This is a genomic window from Caenibacillus caldisaponilyticus (genome assembly GCF_002003465.1).
In the GTDB taxonomy this organism is placed as follows: domain Bacteria; phylum Bacillota; class Bacilli; order Bacillales; family Sporolactobacillaceae; genus Caenibacillus; species Caenibacillus caldisaponilyticus.
Genome location: NZ_BDDQ01000016.1, coordinates 56,465 through 74,869 on the forward strand (window position 1 = coordinate 56,465; position 18,405 = coordinate 74,869).

Genomic DNA, 18,405 nt, shown 5'->3' on the forward strand with positions numbered 1-18,405 from the left:
TGTCTCCGGCAATTATTCTTTCGGCGCGATCATGTCCTCGGGACGAACGAGCCGGTCGAATTCTTCCGCCGTCAAAATGCCCGTTTTAACAGCGGCTTCTTTTAAGGTGATCCCTTCTTTATGAGCGGTTTTCGCGATGGTCGCCGCCTTTTCGTACCCGATGTGCGGGTTGAGCGCGGTGACGAGCATCAGCGAGTTGTGCAAGTATTCATCGATTTTTTCCCGATTCGGTTCAATGCCGACCGCGCAATGATCGTTGAACGAAATCATCGCGTCGGCCAGAAGCTTCGCCGATTGCAAGAAATTGTAGGCGATGACGGGCTTGAACACGTTCAATTCGAAATTGCCTTGGCTGGCGGCAAAACCGATTGCCGCATCATTGCCCATGACTTGCACGGCGACCATGGTGACCGCTTCCGATTGCGTCGGATTGACTTTGCCCGGCATGATCGAACTGCCCGGTTCGTTCGCCGGAATCGTCAATTCTCCGATGCCGCAGCGCGGACCGCTCGCCAGCCAGCGGACGTCGTTGGCGATCTTCATCAGATCGGCGGCCAACGCCCGCAATACGCCGTGGACGACTGCGATTTGGTCGTGGCTGGTCAGAGCGTGGAATTTATTGTCGGAGGTTTTGAAGGATTTGCCGGTCATTTTCGAAATTTCTTCCGCCACCATCCGGCCGAATTCGGGATGGGCGTTCAACCCGGTGCCGACCGCCGTGCCGCCGATCGCCAGTTCGCGAATATAATCCGTCGCTTCGACGAGCATCGCTTCCGATTTTTCCAACATCGCGTACCAGCCGCTGATTTCCTGTCCGAGTGTGAGCGGCGTCGCGTCTTGCAAATGCGTGCGCCCGATCTTGATGATATCTTTATAGGCTTCCGATTTTTCTTTCAACGTCGCTTTCAGTTTCCGTAACGCCGGCAGCACCGTGTCTTCCACCGCGGTGACGGCGGCGATGTGGAGCGCGGTCGGGAACGTGTCGTTTGAGCTTTGCGATTTGTTGACGTCATCGTTCGGATGGACGCGCTTGTCAATGCCTTTGTCTTTTAAAATTTGATTCGCACGGTTGGCGATCACTTCGTTGACGTTCATGTTGGACTGCGTCCCGCTGCCGGTTTGCCAAACGACGAGGGGGAAGTGCTCGTCCCACCGTCCTTCTATGACTTCCTCGGCGGCTTGGATGATCGCATCGGCTTTGTCTTCGTCAAGTTTGCCGAGCTGTTTATTGGCGAGCGCGGCGCCTTTTTTTAATACGGCAAAAGCCCGGATGATTTCGATCGGCATCTTTTCCCAACCGATTTTAAAATTGTTGAAGCTGCGTTGCGTTTGGGCAGCCCAGAGCTTGTCGGCCGGCACTTTGACTTCGCCGAGCGTGTCGTGTTCAATTCTATATTCCATGATGCCATCCTCCCTGAAAAAATTGGGTCTTGTAACCGTTTTTTTATCCCCTTCCATTATAACAAAAACGCCGGAAGCGGGAATCACAACCGCTAAACCGACGTCAGGATGAAATCTTAATGCGGATATTTTGTTTGGGCGGATCACAGGGCAACGCGTTCGGCGCGCCCCGCTGAACACATCGGCTTAAAATCAGCGTTTGACCATCATCAACGCCAGCTTGATCAAAGCGAAGCCGATGAGGCTGTAGATCATGAGAGCGAACAGGGCCGACAATTCGAGCACGTAGTCGTCCTGAATGCGAACGGGACGAAACATCCCGGCAAAAGGGGCCAGCAACGGGCGGTTGACCGCCGCAATAAAGCGCACGAAGGGCACTTCCCTAGCCCCGAACAGGCGCAAAACGATGTAAAGGCCGATGAGAGCCTGGACGACATTCATCAAGATATTTAAAACATTGGCAAGCCAAAAACGCCTTTCAACCATCTTAATTTCCTTCTCCTTTGGTCTGACGCTTTGCATGATACGGGAATAAAAGCGAGCGCATGGCTGGCGGTTTATTTTCCGGTTCGACAGGCGGCAATGCCTGGCCCGCCAAACGCGTTGCCATCGGTATCATGGACGGCTCATCTTCCGAAAATCGCTTTATTTTCCAGAAAGAAAAACCAAAATTCTAGGTTTATTGTTCACGAAACGTTCGATTTCATGCAGATGGGGGCCATTTTAGTGGCGGCGGCGGAACCGGGCAAACGGCTTCCATGGAAGCGCACGGACGGCCCCGTGCCAACCGCGCCAACATAAGTCTGCTTTGACGATCCGGCCGCCGCGGCGAACTTTGTCCTTTATATCCATGCCGCCTTGGAAAGGCATAAAAAAATTCGGAGTACATCGCCGACCGCTTTTGATAAAGAGAATGCCAAAAGCGATTGGCTGTACTCCGAAAAAATCGGTGCTGTTAAAAAGCTTTTAAAGGTCTTTTATTTCAAGCGCTTTTCCAGCTCCGCTTTTTCTTTTTCAAAACCCGGTTTGCCCAACAGCGCGAACATGTTTTTCTTGTAGGCTTCGACGCCGGGTTGGTCGAACGGGTTCACGCCGAGGAGATAGCCGCTCAGCGCGCACGCTTTTTCAAAGAAATAGACGAGATAGCCGAAGTGGTACGGCGTCAATTCGGGGATCGTGACGATCAAGTTCGGCACGCCGCCGTCCGTGTGAGCGAGGACGGTGCCTTCCATCGCTTTTTTGTTGACGAAATCCATCGTTTTCCCCGCTAAGTAATTGAGATTGTCCAGGTTGCCTTCCTCTTCTTGAATGACGATGTCACGCCGCGGTTTCTCGACCTTCAAAACCGTTTCAAACAAATGGCGCCGGCCCTCTTGGACGTATTGGCCGAGGGAATGAAGATCGGTCGAAAAATCGGCCGAGGCCGGATAAAGCCCCTTATGGTCTTTCCCTTCGCTTTCCCCGAAGAGTTGCTTCCACCATTCCGCAAAATAGTGAAGCCCGGGCTCGTAGTTCACGAGCAATTCGATCGCTTTGCCTTTGTTATATAAAATGTTGCGGCACGCGGCGTATTGGTAGGCGGGGTTTTGCATCAAATCCGGCGTGGCGAAATCGGCCTGCGCCGCGCGCGCGCCTTCCATCATCGCGTCGATGTCGACGCCGCTGACCGCAATCGGCAACAATCCGACCGCGGTTAAGACGGAATAACGGCCGCCGACGTCATCCGGAATGACGAACGTTTCATAGCCTTCTTCGTCGCTCAACGTTTTAAGCGCGCCTTTCGCGCGGTCGGTCGTCGCGTAAATCCGTTTGCGCGCTTCCTCTTTTCCGTACTTTTCTTCAAGGAACGCCCGGAAAATGCGGAAAGCGATGGCGGGCTCCGTCGTCGTGCCGGATTTTGAGATGACGTTGACCGACACGTCCTTATCCTTCAACACATCCAACAGATCCTGGGTGTAGGTCGGGCTGATCGAATTGCCGACGAAGAAGATTTGCGGCGTTTTTTCTTTCATTTTTTGTCAATAAATTGTAGAAGCTGTGGTTGAGCATTTCGATGGCCGCGCGCGCGCCCAAGTATGAGCCGCCGATCCCGATGACGACGAGCACGTCGGAATCCGCTTGAATCTTCGCGGCCGCTTTTTTGATGCGGCTGAATTCTTCTTTATCATAATGAGTCGGCCATTCGAGCCAACCGAGAAAATCGTTTCCGGCGCCCGAGCGGTTATGTAGCCGATGGTGCGCTTCTTCAACGGCTCCGGCCATGTACGACAATTCGCGCTCAGACAAGAAAGGCGCCGCGGTGCGATAGTCAAACGTCAACTTTTCCATTTTACTGCCCCCATTTTACCAGTGTTCATCCGTTCACCAGATGGAGAAAGGCCGTCCGGCCCTTACTTTTTTAATGGTAAACAAACGCCTATGGCAAATCAAGAAACGGGCGGTTTGTCATGCTCCGCCCGTTTGTGACCCATGTCATTGAAACAGCGATTCGTTTTTTCCGGCGAAGGCGCTTTGTTTACGGCGTGGCGTTCAAACGAGGCTGCCGGTTCCCCGCAGGATTACAGCGCCGCCCGATAAATCGCCACGACGTCGTCCCGGTTCAAGGTGACGAAATTGCCGAAGTTGCCTTTGGCCATCGCGCGGTCCGCCATGATGTCGATTTGATCGGCACCGATGCCGTAGTCCGAGAGGCGGGAGGGGGCACCGAGGGACGTCCAAAAATCGCTGAGGCGCTGAATGCCTTCCAACGCGACGTCGCGGTCGCTTTTGCCGCGGGGATCCACTTTGAAAACCCGCACCGCGAGCCGTTTCGTTTTTTCCAACCCTTCATCCAAAGTATGCCGCAACCAATGCGGGAATAAAATGGCGAGCCCGCCGCCGTGGGGAATGTCGTGAACGGCCGAGACCGCGTGTTCCAAATTGTGCGTCGCCCAGTCGCCGCGCGTGCCCATGCTTATGACGTGGTTGAGGGCCATCGTTCCGCAATACATGATCGTCTCGCGGTATTCGTAATTGTGCAGATCGCTCACCAATTTCGGCGCGGTCTCGATCACCGTCTCTAGCACCGCTTCGCACATGCGTTCTTGAAGCGGAGCGTTGGGGGAACGGAAATAATATTGTTCCAAGACGTGGCTCATCATGTCGACGATGCCGTAGACGGTTTGATCTTTCGGCACCGTATACGTGTTTTCGGGATCGAGGATCGAAAACTTCGGATACAAGAGCGGCGAACCCCATCCGTATTTTTCACGGGTTTCCCAATTCGTGATCACCGCGCCGGAGTTCATTTCCGAACCCGTCGCCGCCAGCGTCAAAACGGTGCCGAGCGGAAGCGCTTGTTCCGGCTTGGCCTTTTTTGTGACGAGATCCCAAGGATCGCCGTCGTACAAAGCCGCGGCGGCAATCGTCTTCGCGCAGTCGATGACGCTTCCGCCGCCGACGGCGAGCACGAATTCAACGCCTTCCTTTTTACAGATGTCGGCGCCTTTACGCACGCTGGAAATCCGCGGGTTCGGCTCCACGCCGGCCAACTCGTACACTTCGCAGCCGGCGGCTTTCAGCTCCGCCATCACTTTATCGTATATGCCGTTTCTCTTGATGCTGCCCCCGCCGTAGACCAAAAGCACCTTTTTTCCGTATTTGGGGACTTCCGTGCGCAAAGCTTCCATTTGCCCTTTGCCGAAAATTAGTTTCGTCGGGTTCTGAAATACAAAATTTTCCATCCTTTATCGCTCCCTCCATGTCTCCTTGCTTCGCCCGAGTGGCGCCATCGGTTTTACGGCCCACCGCGCACGCCGGTTCGGCCGCCTGCCCGCTTAAGCCAGCCACGCGCACGGACTTTGAACGACGGCGGAGGTCCATATGAAGCACCGTCAGCCGTCCTTGACCGTTATGTATCATCCAAGCGGTGGGCGCTCTCGCGAAGGACGCCGGATCGGCGACGCCGCCACCCGTCAGCGTTTCCTCTCCGCTTCCATCATAAATGATCTTTTGGCAGGCTTCACGTATTTTACCTCGGCACATTCGCCTGAATAGTATGTGAGGGGTTCTGGCAAGATATGAAAAGAAAACATTTTGGAAGTACAAAGGAGGTTGATCCCGTGAGCGGATTACAACGGACCGCTTTAGCTCTCGTCATTATCGGCGGCATTAATTGGGGTCTCATGGGCTTTTTTCAATACGACATTATCGGCGCGATCTTCGGCGGCCAAGGATCCGCATTGTCGCGAATCCTTTACGGCATCGTCGGCATCGCCGCGCTGTATTGCTTAACCTTGCTTTTCAAGCCCAACGAAGCCTTTGCCGGCGAAACGGAACCGACGAGTTAAAGTTTTCCCAACATAAAAAGAGGGGTCCCGCTCCTGCGCGACGGGACGCCCTCTTTCTTTATTTTTTCAATCGTTTGTTTAGCTGGGCTTGTTTTTCGTTGGATTCTTTCAGCCATTCTTTCAGCTTTTGCTCGAGCGTGTTGAATCCTTTATCGCCGCTGCGGCTGCGGCCGCGATGCCCCGATCGGCGCGGCCGTTCCGGTTCGGGTTGCGCCTGCCGGATGGAAAGCGAAATTTTCCCCGCTTCTCCGTCAATCTTTGTCACTTTGACTTTGACGGTATCGCCAACGGCAAGTACATCATGAATGTCTTTCACGTAGTCGTGGGAAACTTCGGATATGTGAACGAGGCCTTGATGTTCATCGTCGATCGCGACAAAGGCGCCGAACGGCTTGATGCCCGTCACCTTTCCTTCAATGATGTCCCCGACCTTCAATTGATCAAGCATGAAAACAACTCCTAGATATTTTTTAACTTATAAATTATACCACGTTTTATCCGAAAATGAAAGCACCGAACTCACCGGTGGAAAAACGATTCAGCGGATACGGCTTAGGCAAACGGGCGAACGCTGCTTCGCACGGATCCGTGATTCACGGGTCCGCGCGCCATCACGAGCGAACGGCCGCCGCTCCGTTGTCGATTTGAATGGTTTTTTCGATGTAAATTTGATGCCACAGCATGAAAACCAAAATTGTCCACAGCTTGCGGCTGTTGTCGCGATAACCTGCCCGATGTTCGTCGAGCAGCTTGTAGACGTAAGATTTGTTGATCCATTCGTCGGTTTGGCTGTCCCGGATGATATTTCTCGCCCAATCGTAGAGTGTATCCCGCAGCCAGACGCGAATGGGGACGGGGAAGCCGAGTTTCTTCCTGAACAAAATCGAGTCGGGGACAATGCCGCGCATCGCTTCGCGGAGCGCAAATTTCGTCGTCTGGTTGGCCGTTTTCAGTTCGGGCGCCAGTTCCGCGGCCACTTTAAAGACCTCTTTATCCAAAAACGGCACGCGCAGCTCAAGCGAATGGGCCATCGTCATCCGGTCCGCCTTGACGAGGATGTCCCCTCTCAGCCACGTATGCAAGTCGACGTATTGCATTTTTTCCACTTCGCTGTAATCCGAAGCTTCGCGGTACAAGTCGCGCGTAACATCCGTAAAAGCTTCATCGTCGCGGTGATGCTTCATCACCAGCCGTTTTTCTTCTTCATCGAAGATAAACGCGTTGCCGATATACCGCTCCTCGATCGGCGTACAACCGCGGATGATGTAGCTTCTTCCTTTCATCGTTTCCGGCAGTTTCTCGGCCACGGCTTTCATCCACTTCTTCACGGGATCCGGCACTTTTTTGAACCACTTGAGATCAAGGGGTTCGCGATAAATGTTGTAGCCGCCGAAGAGTTCGTCGGCGCCCTCACCGGAGAGGACAACCTTCACGTGTTTCGCCGCTTCTTTGGCGACAAAATAAAGCGGGACGGCCGCGGGGTCGGCGACGGGATCGTCCATGTGCCAGACGATTCTCGGCAGTTCCTTGACGAAGGCTTCCGGCGTGACGACCGTATGAATGTTTTCCACACCCAATTTTTCCGCCGTATCTTTGGCAATGTCGATTTCGTTGTAGCCTTCGCTTTCAAAGCCGACCGTAAAGGTGAGAATGCCCGGGTGAAATTCTTTGGCCAAAGCGACGATGCTCGTCGAGTCGATGCCGCTCGACAAAAACGCGCCGACCGGCACGTCGCTGCGCATGTGGATTTTTACCGATTCGCGCAACACGTCGCGGATCGCCCGGCTCGCTTCATCCAAGTTTTGTTGGACCGGACGGAAGGCCGGTTGCCAATACGGGCGGATTTCGATCGGTTCGCCGACCTTTTTAATTAAATAATGCCCCGGGGTCAGCCGCTTGATGTTTTCGGCCATCGTCTCGGGTTCGGGAACGAATTGGAACGTCAAGTAATGTTGCAGCGCTTTGCGGGCGACCGGTGCAGGATCGGCACCGATCAAAAGGCTTTTCTTCTCCGAAGCGAAAAACAGGCCGTCGGCCGTTTCCATATAATAAAACGGCTTGATGCCAAACGGATCGCGCGCGGCAAAAATCGTTTTTTCGACCTTATCCCAGATGACGAAGCCGAACATCCCGCGCAAGTCTTTGACGGCTTCCGGACCTTTCGCGGCGTACAAAGCGACGATGACCTCCGTGTCCGAAGTCGTCTTAAAGGACATACCGGCTTTGACAAGCTCTTCGCGCAGTTCGACATAGTTGTAAATTTCGCCGTTAAAAATAATGTGAAAGCGGTCGTCTTCATAGGAGAGAGGCTGATGGCCGCCTTCCAGGTCGATGATGGACAAACGGCGGAAGCCGAACTGTATCGTGTCGTCCGTGTAAAATCCCGCGTCATCCGGCCCCCGGTGCGTGATGATGTTCGTCCTTTCAACCATTTGGTTTTGTTTATGGTTATTGGGTTCCAACAATCTATTTGAAATAAATCCGACAAAACCGCACACTGTTGAGAAACTCCTTTCTATAGGTGAAGCAAACAGCGCCGTTCACGCCTGAATGATCTATGTATAGGGTACTCGAAACCGTCTTTTATCATGATCGAACGATACCGCTCGTAAAATCAAACTGCCTCACTTAGTGTACCACTCTCTTTTTTTATTGCCTAGTCTTAAACCCGCTGAAGGCATCTGACAAAGACGGTAAACGTTGGTTCACAAGTCTGCCTCCTCCCTTATTATTTTACTCACTCGAATAAAGTTCGTCCGACTTTCTGCCTATTGGACGGTCGTTTCCGCCTTATGAAGCCAAAAAAAAGAGGCGGTTTGGTTTCATGTTCCGCCATGACGTGGTCGATTCGACGGCCTTCTTGATCACCACCGGGCATCGGGCAGGCGGAGAGGCAGCCGCCATCCGTAAGGCTTCCGTCCGGAGCTTTTTCCCTCGATCAGCGAATCCGGAGATTCGGACGGCCGGGCCGTTCCCGATGACCAATGGGCCGTGTCGCTTGAATGTATCGCATCATTTTAATTGACAACGGTGAACAGATCTTCGATGTCGACATGCAGGATTTGCGCGATCAATGCGAGTTGTTCTGCCGTGATCTTCGTGCGGCCGATTTCCAAATAATAATAGCCGTTCGGGCTCTGATAGCCCAAAAGCCGCGACATTTCTTCCAATGACATGCGCGCTTTACGGAGCTGCTTTAATTTCTTTAAATCGACGGTCTTTTTCGGCAATCCGTTCACCTCCCCTATAATATTTTTCCATTATGGTAACACAGGCGACAAAAAATGACCACCTTTTTCCATGATCCGCGTAAGATTTTTCCATTCCGGTAATTACCGATGAGGTAAGAGCCGTTTCATGATAAAATGCTTTTAACATTTAGCGGGAGTGGATCGACCGGTTATGGGAACCTCTTTAGGTGAGCGAATCCGCCATTTGAGAGAGCGAAAAAATTTATCCCAAAGGCGTTTGGCCGATGCGCTGATGATTTCCAACGTCCAGCTTTCCCGCTACGAATCGGGTTCTCGGACGCCGGATCCGGAGTTGATCGCCCGCATTGCCAAGTATTTCAACGTTTCATCCGATTATTTGCTCGGGATAAAAGACACGGTTCATGAATCCGCCGAAAATTATTTAAAAGACGAAGACCTCGCTTTATTGAAACAGATCAAAAAGATCAACGGCATGGAAGCTTTCATCCGCGAATTGGTGGCGAACACCAAAGATTACCAAAAAATCAAAAAGATATGGGAGATTATCAAATCGCCGTAAGTGCGACCGCCCCGACTCACCGGGGCGGTCGTTTTATCATGATGCGCGGCGCTCCCGTGCGCACGCGTTGGCGCACTTCCCGTTTGGCCGCCTCTTTTGTTAACCATTTTTATATTAAAGTTGACAATTGATGTTTGATCGCTTACGCTTAGTAGCGATGAGAGGTGATTTCATGAAAATCAAAACCGTAGATCTCGTGCTGGCGGCTGTCTACGCCGCGCTCATGGCCATCGGCGCCAATATCGCCGCCTTTCTTCCGCCCGTTCAAGGCGTCCCGTTAACCTTTCAGACGTTGGTGGCCATTCTCGCCGGCGCAACGCTCGGTTCCCGAATCGGCGCTCTTTCCATGATCGTCTATACCTTAATCGGCCTCGCGGGCGTTCCGGTCTTTGCCGGCTTTTCCGGCGGTCCCGGCACCATCATGAGCCAGACATTCGGCTTTATCCTGTCCTTTATCCTGACTGCTTACGCCGTCGGAAAAATCGTCGAACGCCGCGAACATCCGAACCTCTCGGCGTTTTTGCTCGCCGGTGTCGTCGGACTCGCCGCCAACTACATCACGGGGACGCTCTACATGTACTTCAGTTTAAAACTTTGGATCAACGCGCCGATGACCTATGGCGCCATTTGGGTGGCGATGATTCCGTTTCTCGTGAAGGACATCATTTTGACCTTCGCGACCGTCCTGATCGCGCCGCAAATCAAAGGCCGCCTGGACGCCGTGCGGAGAAAGCAGCCCATGCCCGTCGGCGGGAATCCCTCTTCCCGCTCCAATCCTTAACAAAACGCGCAATATAAAGCATTCAAGCCACGGATTCATCGTCCATGAAACCATTGAAATGAGGCCGGCCCCGACGATCGGGGTCGGCCTCATCTTTCATGATTTGTATCGCTCACTCACAAAGGTTCACGCGCGCTGCCCCGCACCGGCTGGACGACACGCGTGCCGCTTCGCCCTGGTCAAACCGAACTTTAAATCTCAACGGCATCGGTTTGCTTCATTTGCAAAGCGTCCGAACCGTTTAACCGGTTCATGGTCGCTTCATCCAGCGATCCGCCGCCTTTTTGAATCACGTAAACGACGGTCTTGCGCTTGCCCCATTCGCCGTAAACGGCTTGCACCGACGGATAATAGAGATCCAATTTATTGCCCCGAATCGCCGAACCGGTATCGGCGACGACCCCGTAGCCGTATCCTGGAATGTAGAGAATCGTCCCGATCGGAAAAACAGTGGTGTCCGCGGCAATCGTCGAATAGAGGTCCCGGCGGACGCGAACGCCGCTGTATGTGATGCCGTAATCCGGATCGGCGGGCGTTTTTCCCGTGGATTCCACACCGGCGGTATATCCGGTCGCGATGACTTCTTGCGTCGGGTATTGATTGAAATCGGGCAGCGAGACGCGTCGGAACGCCTGTTGAGCCAAGCTTTGAACAAACGGTGAATCTTGGTCCAACGCCATCATGCCACCGTCAAGGGTGGTCTCTTCCCGCTTTAAATCATGAAAACTTTGGGCACCGGTCGCTCGATGGCCCGAAAACCATCGAAAGAGTTCGGCGGGCGCGATGCCGGAGACGGCATGCCACGTCGAATACAGCGCGTACAGACATAAAAAAGCCAACGTCACGCGCCTCACCACCGTTTTGGTCGTTTGCAACTCCGTTCACTCTCCTCCGGTCTATTTTTTTCCAGACCGGAGCGCAATTATACATGAACGGCAGAAACGATGATAAGGGCGGAACGAAGGCTGTCCAACACATGGCGAATCGATTGAAGCGATTCTGCAAGCGGAAACATTTTTTCGCAAAGCGCTTAAAACATTCGATAACCTTTGGACCTTAATATCTTAATGGTGACGGCTGCCGCGATCGTCCCGATCAAGCCCGCGGAAAGGACGACAAGATCCGTCGGGGCAAGCGACGCCAGACGGTTCAGCACTTCGGTGAACGTTTTATGCGGCTCGGTGAAATATTTCAATGTGGAGACGCGATCGATCATCAGAATGACGATCACCGGATAAAGGAGCGGCACGAGCCACGTCGTTTTCAATAACATGTTAACGATAAAGCCGACGCCGAAAAACAAAACGGCAAACAACAAAATGGATATCAAAAACTGGGGCAGTGATAGCGTCATCTCCGGACCTCCGTTTCACCGCTAGTGTACTTGAAATACCAAGGGGGAGTCAACGCTTAATATCGGACGCCTTACCGACGAGGAGCCGTGACTTAAACAAAAAAAACCCCATCGAGGATGGGGATGGGATCATGTCATTATGAGGCCTTTCCTGTTCCTAAACAACGTCCGCACGTTTCCGAACCGCCGAGGAGCAACTGAAAATAGCCTTTTCCTTCGCAATAAGGACACAATTTCTTTTTGTCGGACGCATCCCTCACGAACAGCACTCCCTTTCGAAGATTTCTGATAATATTAACAGGTTTTGCGGCTTTTGAAAAGGGGCGTTCCTGCCCCCTTACCCTCATGTAAGCGAATACAAACGAAAATTCCGCGTTTTCATTCATTTTATTCTTTATTCTCGCCGCAATCGGTGTAAACGATTCACGCGCACGCTGACCGGCTGTTGGCCTCAATGAAAGTGGATTCGCGGCGCGAGAAATGGGGGGCTTCATTTTTTGGCCGCCCGCTGGACCTTCCTTCGACGTCTGGCTTTCTTTCCGTTTGTCACATCGAGCAGCTTCATGGCCGGGGAAACCTTTTTCTACAGAAAAGATTTTGGCTTTGCCAAACCGACTCCCCCATTGATCGCCGGCCTTGTAGGATGAACGCGTTTTTTTCTTCCACACGACACCTTTCCGCCAAGCGTACTGCTTCTTTCGAATTCGGAACTCGGAGCTTTCATCCTGAAGACGGACTTTGCAGCCGCCCAAAGAGAAAAAGCTCGGCATGGTCTGCCGGGCCTTTTGTTCATTTTTTCAATTCGTGCCCTGTTGCCCCAAAGGTTTTTACACCGGCACATCGACGACTTCTTGAGCCGTTTCTTTTTCCTCATGTTCCTTGGCGAGCTTTGGCAATACCATCGCAAAGAAAATGGAGACACCGACGATCATGGCGCCGACAGCGAGGAAGACCCCGCTGATGTTCAGATACTTCGGGAATGTCCAGGCGATGAGGCCCAGCGCCAGGGTCTGCGACACCATCATGAGCGGTGAGATCGTCCCTTCTACTCGACCCATCATTTTCGGATCGACAATCTTAGGCAGCCAACCGCCAATCGCGATATTGGCCGCAGGTAAAGCCAAGGCTGTCAAACAGGTTAAAACCAGGTAGGTGATGACATGGTTCGAAAAAGCCACAGCACCGACAAACAGGCCGCTTAGGAAGAGCCCTCCATAGAGCATTTGATAAATCTTCAATTTATCGGCAAAGGATGAGGCCAACACGCTTCCGATCAAAATGCCCGAACCAAAGACAATGCCCTCCCAAATCGTCCACGTCTCATAGGTTGCCGGGGCCAATTTGTATTTGAGCATAAAAACAGAGATCACGCTCAGCGCGCCGTTCACGGCACCGAAGACGAAAAACCCGATCATCAAGTTAAATAATAGCTTATGTTTGAGCGAGTAAATGATCCCTTCTTTAAAATCCGCGATCATCATTTTCACGCTAAGGTCTTTTAATTGATGCGGCCCATTCGGCAAGCGCACGTCCTCACCCATTTTACAGGCATGGATGAGCAGCCCGGAAATGATGAAGGAAATCGCATCGATGAGCACGGCGCCTTGGACGCCGAACAGCCAATAGAAGCCAATCCCAAGACCGCTGCCGAACAGCATGAATAGGCTTTGCGTCATCTGATTAAGCCCGGCCGCGGAAGTATATTCCTCTTCGGTCAGAACCCCTTGCACGAGACCGCTTTCCGCCGGAAAGAAAAACTTATTGACGGCGCTGCGCAAAAATAAAATGGCGAAAATAATTGGCATCCAGCCGACGGCAATCATGCCCATTAAGGCAAAAGAGAGAACGGCACTGATCCATTCACAATAGGCCGCAATTTTCTTTCGGTCCATCCGGTCGGCAAGCACTCCAACAACGAAAAAGACCGCCAGCATGGGAAGGGAATACATCATTTCCGTCAACGACACATAAATCGGTTGGTTCGAAAACCGGTCAAGCAAGTAAAACGAAAACGCCGTCATGCCGATAATCGAACCCATTCTGGACGTGAATGATGCTAAGAACAACCGCGTATAATCCATTTTTTTGAATACGCGAAACGCCTTTTTCATATCGCCAATCTCCTTAAGGTCACACTGACTAATGATTTTATCTAAAGCCATTCTAAAGCGTTCTCCTCGAATAAAAACCGCTCTCAAGCCCGCTTTCTCTTCCGTCTTAAGACGTATTTTCATTCCAGCCGCCATGCTTAAAAGCTTAGGAATGGCGCGTGGAGATGGGTAAACGCTCTTCATTAAGCGGGAAGGATGCCTGACAGAAAACTAAAAAGTTAAAATTTGAAATTTGGATAAATAAAAAAAGAAGGGGCGAAAATCCCCTTCAACGATTCGATCGGATAACCCGGCCCGTTGTTCTGTATGAATCCTGTGTCCGCGTTTGTGGGCGCGCGGGAAAGCCGGCGGAGCCTTCGAGCAACAGTTCCCCCACATGCCAAAGTCAAGATGACTTTGCCCGGCGGCTTCGAGGTGAGTCCGATCCCGCCCCGCCACGTCCTTTGTTTGGCGCCGAAATCCAAACACGATCACCGATCCGTCCAAGCCATCGAAAAAATCCGACTGGTTTCGTTATCTAAATATCCCGATTTAACCGCCGGTCGCATCGATTCAACCAACCGTTGATCGTTTTATCCCTTTCCATGTGTTATGCTTTTTCACAAATAGAGCGCGCTCTATGTTACTCATTGAAAGGAGGCTTTAACCGATGCTCGACGCACGCATGATTGGCGCGTACATTTCCAAGTTGCGAAAAGAAGCGGATATGACTCAAGTCGAGTTGGCTGATCGCCTCAATGTCAGCCATCAAGCCGTATCCAAATGGGAACGCGGGGAATCCTTGCCTGACATCGGCACGCTCGTGGAGCTGGCCAAAGTGTTTCAGCAAACCATTGATCAAATTTTATACGGCGGTAAAAACAAAAACCACGGCAAGCCGGTGGATCCGCTGATTAAAAAAATGGCCGAACGTCCCGAAACTGCGGGTGAGGCGGTCAATGCCGGAGAGGCGACCGTAGACGAACTGGTCGATGTCGCTCCTTTGCTTAAAACGAGCGTCTTACAAAAAGTCACCGAAAAAATTGATAAAAAGCTGTTTACGTTGGACCATGTGATCCAGCTCGCTCCGTTTCTGGATGAACAAACCTTAGATGAATTGCTTGCCGCTGTAAAAGTGGAGGAAGCGGATTGGAAAATCATCGGATCCTTGGCGCCATTTACGAATCCTGAAACGCTCGCCTCCCTCATTCATACGACGGTTCATGAACCACCGACCTTAAAAGAGGTCGTCCGCCTTGCCCCATTTTTAGGGAATTATACCGATGCATTTTTGCATGAGGCTAAGAACGAGGAGGCGACGTGGGGAGATCTTGTTGCCTTGGCGCCGTTCGTCAAGCGCCACACTTTAAAGAAATTCATCGAAGACCATCCCGAGATCGTCCCGACCATTAAAGACTTGGCAGCCGTGGCGCCATTTTTGAATCATGACACGAACCCATTGGTTCAACAGGCATTGGATCGCGGAGGGGAAGTCGCATGGGAAGACATCCGCTCACTGGCTCCCTTTATCGATTCCGAAACCCTTGTCGCCCTTCTCGATCGGCTAAATGAGGCCGTTGAATTCCAACAATTAGTCGAGCTCGCGCCTTTTTTAGGTCAAGACCATGACGAATATTTTCTTCGGGCCGCCAAGAACGGCATGACGTGGGACGATATAAAAAACGTCGCTCCCTTTGTTCAAAGGCGCACCTTATCAATACTCATCGACGGCATGGCCGATGGGCCGACGAATGCCCGACAAATTGCCGATCTGGCGCCCTTTCTGGAAAGCGAAAAACTGTCGGAACTGCTCGCCGATATCCCTTCCGATCAAATCGATCCGGAAGCCATCACCGCCCTGGCACCGTTTATGAAAAAGTCGCGATTTGGCGAGTTCATGGCCAAACTATTAAAAAAGCATAACGCGTTGCCCTGAATTGTCTCAGTAATAGGGGACAAAAAACTCTCCAGCAATTGTATTGACAACATACGATGTGAACTGTGCCTCCAACTGTTAGCTGTGTCTAACATTTGGGGGACAGTTCACTTAGACTTGGTGTTTTTGAAATTTTCCCTTTTTTAATTTATACTGATTATGAATTCTTAAATTACAAAAAGAAAACATTTTTAAAATTCATTTGGAGGCATACATATAATGTATAAAAAGATTTTTATTATATTAGTGGTATGTCTACTAATAGTAGGTACATATGGCATTTATAAATGGGTAAATAACGATTCAAAAACAAAATCTTCGGCATATAAACCTCTAGAAGTCAAAAAAGACCCATTTGGACAGGGAAAAAGGCTTACAGAGGTTTACGAATCCGATATGAGAGCATATATTCATTGCATGTCACACCAGAAAGTCAAAGCAAAGGAAAAATGGTGTTTTTATAGGATTACCCCAGAAAGAATTCAATGGCTATTAGAAGCATTAGATAAAAATCATTATGAACATGAAAATATTTACCGTGATATTTTAACAAGATGGAAAAAAGGGGATTTCTCACGTGTAGATAAAGATCACAACGAGATTTGGAAACTACAAGGTGGAGAGGGCTTAGGTAAAGCAACTGGAATATTAACTCCTAAAGAGGAGCAAGAGTTTATAAAGGAATGGGAACATTAAAATAGACTTAAAACATTAATACGCGGATGTTAAAGAGGCAACCCTTTGGTTTGCCTTAATGTTATCGATCCACTTGAAATGAATAAGTGATGATTTGACCCGTATTATCGGGATTTTGGCGCATCTGATAATACATTCTTACTCTATACCGACCTTGTGGAAGCCCCGCGAGGTAAAACACCTTTTTTGGTGTTTGATATTTAAAATAACCTGTAAGAAGTTTTTTTGCTTGCCAATAATCTCCTGTCCAATATTCAAGTGCCATTGTATAGTCCCATATTGGCGTTACGAAATTACCATTTTTGTCAACTGCTGTTAAAGCCGATGATAAAATCCCCAATATAGCCGGAATAAAATTCCCCACTTACAATAGAACCATAGTGTCAATGAGAGGAGCTATGGTTCGTGATTACGAGAGGGGAATTTTTTATGATCAAAGAGATGTATGAAAGGGGAATGAGTATTTCCGATATTGCGAGGGAGTTGGGGATTGATCGGAAAACCGTTCGAAAATATATTCACTCCCCCAATCCCCCTTCCAAATCTAAGCGAAAACAAAGAAAAAGCAAGTTAGATCCATTTAAAGAGTATCTTCAAAAACGAATGTTAGAGGATGGGGTGTTCAATAGCGAAAAGTTATTTTTCGAAATTCGACAACAGGGCTATACAGGAGGAAAGACGATTTTAAAGGACTATATAAAACCTTTCCGAGAGACGGCGAAAAAGAAATACACCGTTCGTTATGAAACGCTTCCTGGTGAACAAATGCAAGTCGATTGGAAAGAAGTCGGGGAGGTGATAATCGAAGGGAGAAAAGTCAAGTTATCGCTATTTGTGGCCACATTAGGCAATTCGCGGATGAAATACGCGGTATTTACGACCAGCCAGGACCAGGAACACTTAATGGAATGCCTGATTCAGAGTTTCCAATACTTCGGCGGAGTTCCGAAGAAGGTGTTATTTATGAAGACCGTTACAGACGGCCGGGAACAAGGAGTGGTGAAATGGAATCAACGATTTTCTGAATTTGCGAGTTACTACGGATTTATTCCAAAAGTGTGCCGGCCTTACCGGGCCCAGACAAAGGGAAAAGTCGAACGAGCCATTCAGTATATCATGGATCACTTCTATGTGGGGACAGCGTTTGAAAGCATCGAGGAATTAAATTTCCTTCTCCATCGTTGGCTCGATCAAGTGGCGAATCGGAAGCCAAACGCCACGACCGGCATTCCTCCGCAAGAGCGTTGGGCAGAGGAACAGCTGAAACCTCTCCCGTTGAACGATTACGATACGAGCTATCTTTCCTATCGGAAAGTGCATTGGGATGGCAGTTTCTCATACAAAGGGGAACAATGGCTCTTATCGGCGGAGTATGCGGGCAAAGAAATTCTGGTGAAGGAGCGATTAAATGGGGATATTCGATTGTATTATCGAGGGGAGGAGATTTCTTACTTGAACCAACAGAAAAAAGTGATTTCATTCGCCGAAAAAATCAAAAAGAAACAGACGGAAATGGCCGTCACCATTTCGCCTGTTTCGGTGGAAGTGGATACTCGTCCATTGTCCGTTTATGACACATTCCTGCGAGGGGAAAGCTCATGAAAGAACAAATACACGAGTATTGCCACCGTCTTCATTTGCCTGTCATGGCGGAGCGATGGTCCGCCATGGCAGAATACGCAGCTACTCATAATATACCATATTCGGAGTTTTTATTCCGCTTATTAGAGGCGGAAATCATCGAAAAACAGGAACGATCGATCCAAACGCTCATCAAACTGTCCAAACTGCCATATCGCAAGACGATCGATACGTTTGATTTTAACGCACTGCCTTCCGTGGATGAGCGTCGGATTCGAGAGCTGCTTACCTTATCGTTTATTGATCGAAAGGAGAATATCCTTTTTCTCGGTCCGCCGGGGATTGGAAAGACACATCTGGCGATTTCGATTGGAATGGAGGCGATCGCAAGAGGGTATAAAACGTATTTTATTACCGCCCATGATTTGGTCACTCAGTTAAGAAAAGCCGACCAGGAAGGAAAGCTG

General features: G+C 50.4%; 18 protein-coding genes and 1 pseudogene. 7 read left to right on the forward strand and 12 right to left on the reverse strand.

The window, feature by feature from the left end:
- Nucleotides 1-12 precede the first annotated feature (12 nt).
- From fumC to CCB157_RS05825, 4 genes and pseudogenes are all read right to left on the reverse strand, one after another.
- Nucleotides 13-1,401, reverse strand: coding sequence for a class II fumarate hydratase (fumC, locus tag CCB157_RS05810; RefSeq protein WP_077614969.1), 1,389 nt, complete (start codon nucleotides 1,399-1,401; stop codon nucleotides 13-15).
- A gap of 192 nt (nucleotides 1,402-1,593) precedes the next feature.
- The gene (locus CCB157_RS05815; protein ID WP_077614970.1) at nucleotides 1,594-1,887 is read right to left on the reverse strand and encodes a YggT family protein; all 294 of its coding nucleotides are present in this window, start codon (nucleotides 1,885-1,887) and stop codon (nucleotides 1,594-1,596) included.
- A gap of 491 nt (nucleotides 1,888-2,378) precedes the next feature.
- Nucleotides 2,379-3,729 (reverse strand): annotated as a pseudogene (locus CCB157_RS05820) (glucose-6-phosphate isomerase).
- A 230-nt stretch (nucleotides 3,730-3,959) separates the two neighbouring features.
- Complete coding sequence (locus CCB157_RS05825; RefSeq protein WP_077614971.1) at nucleotides 3,960-5,123, reverse strand: iron-containing alcohol dehydrogenase; 1,164 nt, start codon at nucleotides 5,121-5,123, stop codon at nucleotides 3,960-3,962.
- Between the two features lie 378 nt (nucleotides 5,124-5,501).
- Between CCB157_RS05825 and CCB157_RS05830 the strand changes: the two genes are divergently transcribed.
- Nucleotides 5,502-5,729, forward strand: coding sequence for a DUF378 domain-containing protein (locus tag CCB157_RS05830; protein WP_077614972.1), 228 nt, complete (start codon nucleotides 5,502-5,504; stop codon nucleotides 5,727-5,729).
- 58 nt (nucleotides 5,730-5,787) lie between these two features.
- Here the strand turns inward: CCB157_RS05830 and yugI are convergent, their stop codons facing one another.
- The 3 genes from yugI to CCB157_RS05850 form a co-directional block, all read right to left on the reverse strand.
- Entirely contained in the window at nucleotides 5,788-6,177 is a 390-nt protein-coding gene (gene yugI, locus CCB157_RS05835) for a S1 domain-containing post-transcriptional regulator GSP13 (RefSeq protein WP_077614973.1), read from the reverse strand.
- 163 nt (nucleotides 6,178-6,340) lie between these two features.
- The gene (gene asnB, locus CCB157_RS05840; RefSeq protein ID WP_077614974.1) at nucleotides 6,341-8,227 is read right to left on the reverse strand and encodes an asparagine synthase (glutamine-hydrolyzing); all 1,887 of its coding nucleotides are present in this window, start codon (nucleotides 8,225-8,227) and stop codon (nucleotides 6,341-6,343) included.
- 519 nt (nucleotides 8,228-8,746) lie between these two features.
- On the reverse strand, nucleotides 8,747-8,968 hold the full coding sequence (locus tag CCB157_RS05850) for a helix-turn-helix domain-containing protein (protein ID WP_369688662.1): 222 nt from the start codon (nucleotides 8,966-8,968) through the stop codon (nucleotides 8,747-8,749).
- 163 nt (nucleotides 8,969-9,131) lie between these two features.
- Here CCB157_RS05850 and CCB157_RS05855 point away from each other — a divergent pair, with 163 nt between their 5' ends.
- Together CCB157_RS05855 and CCB157_RS05860 are read left to right on the forward strand one after the other, a co-directional pair.
- On the forward strand, nucleotides 9,132-9,500 hold the full coding sequence (locus CCB157_RS05855) for a helix-turn-helix domain-containing protein (protein ID WP_077614977.1): 369 nt from the start codon (nucleotides 9,132-9,134) through the stop codon (nucleotides 9,498-9,500).
- Between the two features lie 172 nt (nucleotides 9,501-9,672).
- A complete protein-coding gene (locus CCB157_RS05860) occupies nucleotides 9,673-10,281 on the forward strand; it encodes a biotin transporter BioY (RefSeq protein ID WP_077614978.1) in 609 nt (202 codons plus the stop codon).
- A gap of 191 nt (nucleotides 10,282-10,472) precedes the next feature.
- Here CCB157_RS05860 and CCB157_RS05865 read toward each other — a convergent pair whose 3' ends face one another.
- From CCB157_RS05865 to CCB157_RS05880, 4 genes are all read right to left on the reverse strand, one after another.
- Nucleotides 10,473-11,156 carry a 3D domain-containing protein gene (locus tag CCB157_RS05865; RefSeq protein WP_193432263.1) on the reverse strand — a complete coding sequence of 228 codons (684 nt, stop codon included), beginning with the start codon at nucleotides 11,154-11,156 and terminating at the stop codon, nucleotides 10,473-10,475.
- Nucleotides 11,157-11,311: 155 nt separating this feature from the next.
- Nucleotides 11,312-11,635, reverse strand: a complete 324-nt coding sequence (locus tag CCB157_RS05870; RefSeq protein WP_077614979.1) for a YuiB family protein — start codon at nucleotides 11,633-11,635, stop codon at nucleotides 11,312-11,314.
- A 137-nt stretch (nucleotides 11,636-11,772) separates the two neighbouring features.
- Nucleotides 11,773-11,895 (reverse strand): YuiA family protein, encoded by a 123-nt coding sequence (locus tag CCB157_RS18000; protein ID WP_238594612.1) that lies wholly within the window; start codon nucleotides 11,893-11,895, stop codon nucleotides 11,773-11,775.
- 567 nt (nucleotides 11,896-12,462) lie between these two features.
- Nucleotides 12,463-13,746, reverse strand: a complete 1,284-nt coding sequence (locus tag CCB157_RS05880; protein WP_077614981.1) for an MFS transporter — start codon at nucleotides 13,744-13,746, stop codon at nucleotides 12,463-12,465.
- A gap of 649 nt (nucleotides 13,747-14,395) precedes the next feature.
- On the opposite strand from CCB157_RS05880, the gene CCB157_RS05890 reads away from it, so the two are divergent.
- Nucleotides 14,396-15,661, forward strand: coding sequence for a helix-turn-helix transcriptional regulator (locus CCB157_RS05890; RefSeq protein ID WP_077614983.1), 1,266 nt, complete (start codon nucleotides 14,396-14,398; stop codon nucleotides 15,659-15,661).
- 219 nt (nucleotides 15,662-15,880) lie between these two features.
- Nucleotides 15,881-16,357 (forward strand): DUF6241 domain-containing protein, encoded by a 477-nt coding sequence (locus tag CCB157_RS05895; protein WP_077614984.1) that lies wholly within the window; start codon nucleotides 15,881-15,883, stop codon nucleotides 16,355-16,357.
- Nucleotides 16,358-16,418: 61 nt separating this feature from the next.
- On the opposite strand, the gene CCB157_RS17245 is transcribed toward CCB157_RS05895, so the two are convergent.
- Nucleotides 16,419-16,721 carry a hypothetical protein gene (locus tag CCB157_RS17245; protein ID WP_143286944.1) on the reverse strand — a complete coding sequence of 101 codons (303 nt, stop codon included), beginning with the start codon at nucleotides 16,719-16,721 and terminating at the stop codon, nucleotides 16,419-16,421.
- Nucleotides 16,722-16,762: 41 nt separating this feature from the next.
- Between CCB157_RS17245 and istA the strand changes: the two genes are divergently transcribed.
- Both istA and CCB157_RS05905 read left to right on the forward strand, forming a co-directional pair.
- The gene (istA, locus tag CCB157_RS05900) at nucleotides 16,763-17,959 is read left to right on the forward strand and encodes an IS21 family transposase (protein ID WP_077614985.1); all 1,197 of its coding nucleotides are present in this window, start codon (nucleotides 16,763-16,765) and stop codon (nucleotides 17,957-17,959) included.
- Nucleotides 17,956-18,405 (forward strand): ATP-binding protein (locus CCB157_RS05905; RefSeq protein ID WP_158077225.1); only part of this gene is annotated, 450 nt, incomplete at its 3' end. The genes istA and CCB157_RS05905, both read left to right, overlap by 4 nt.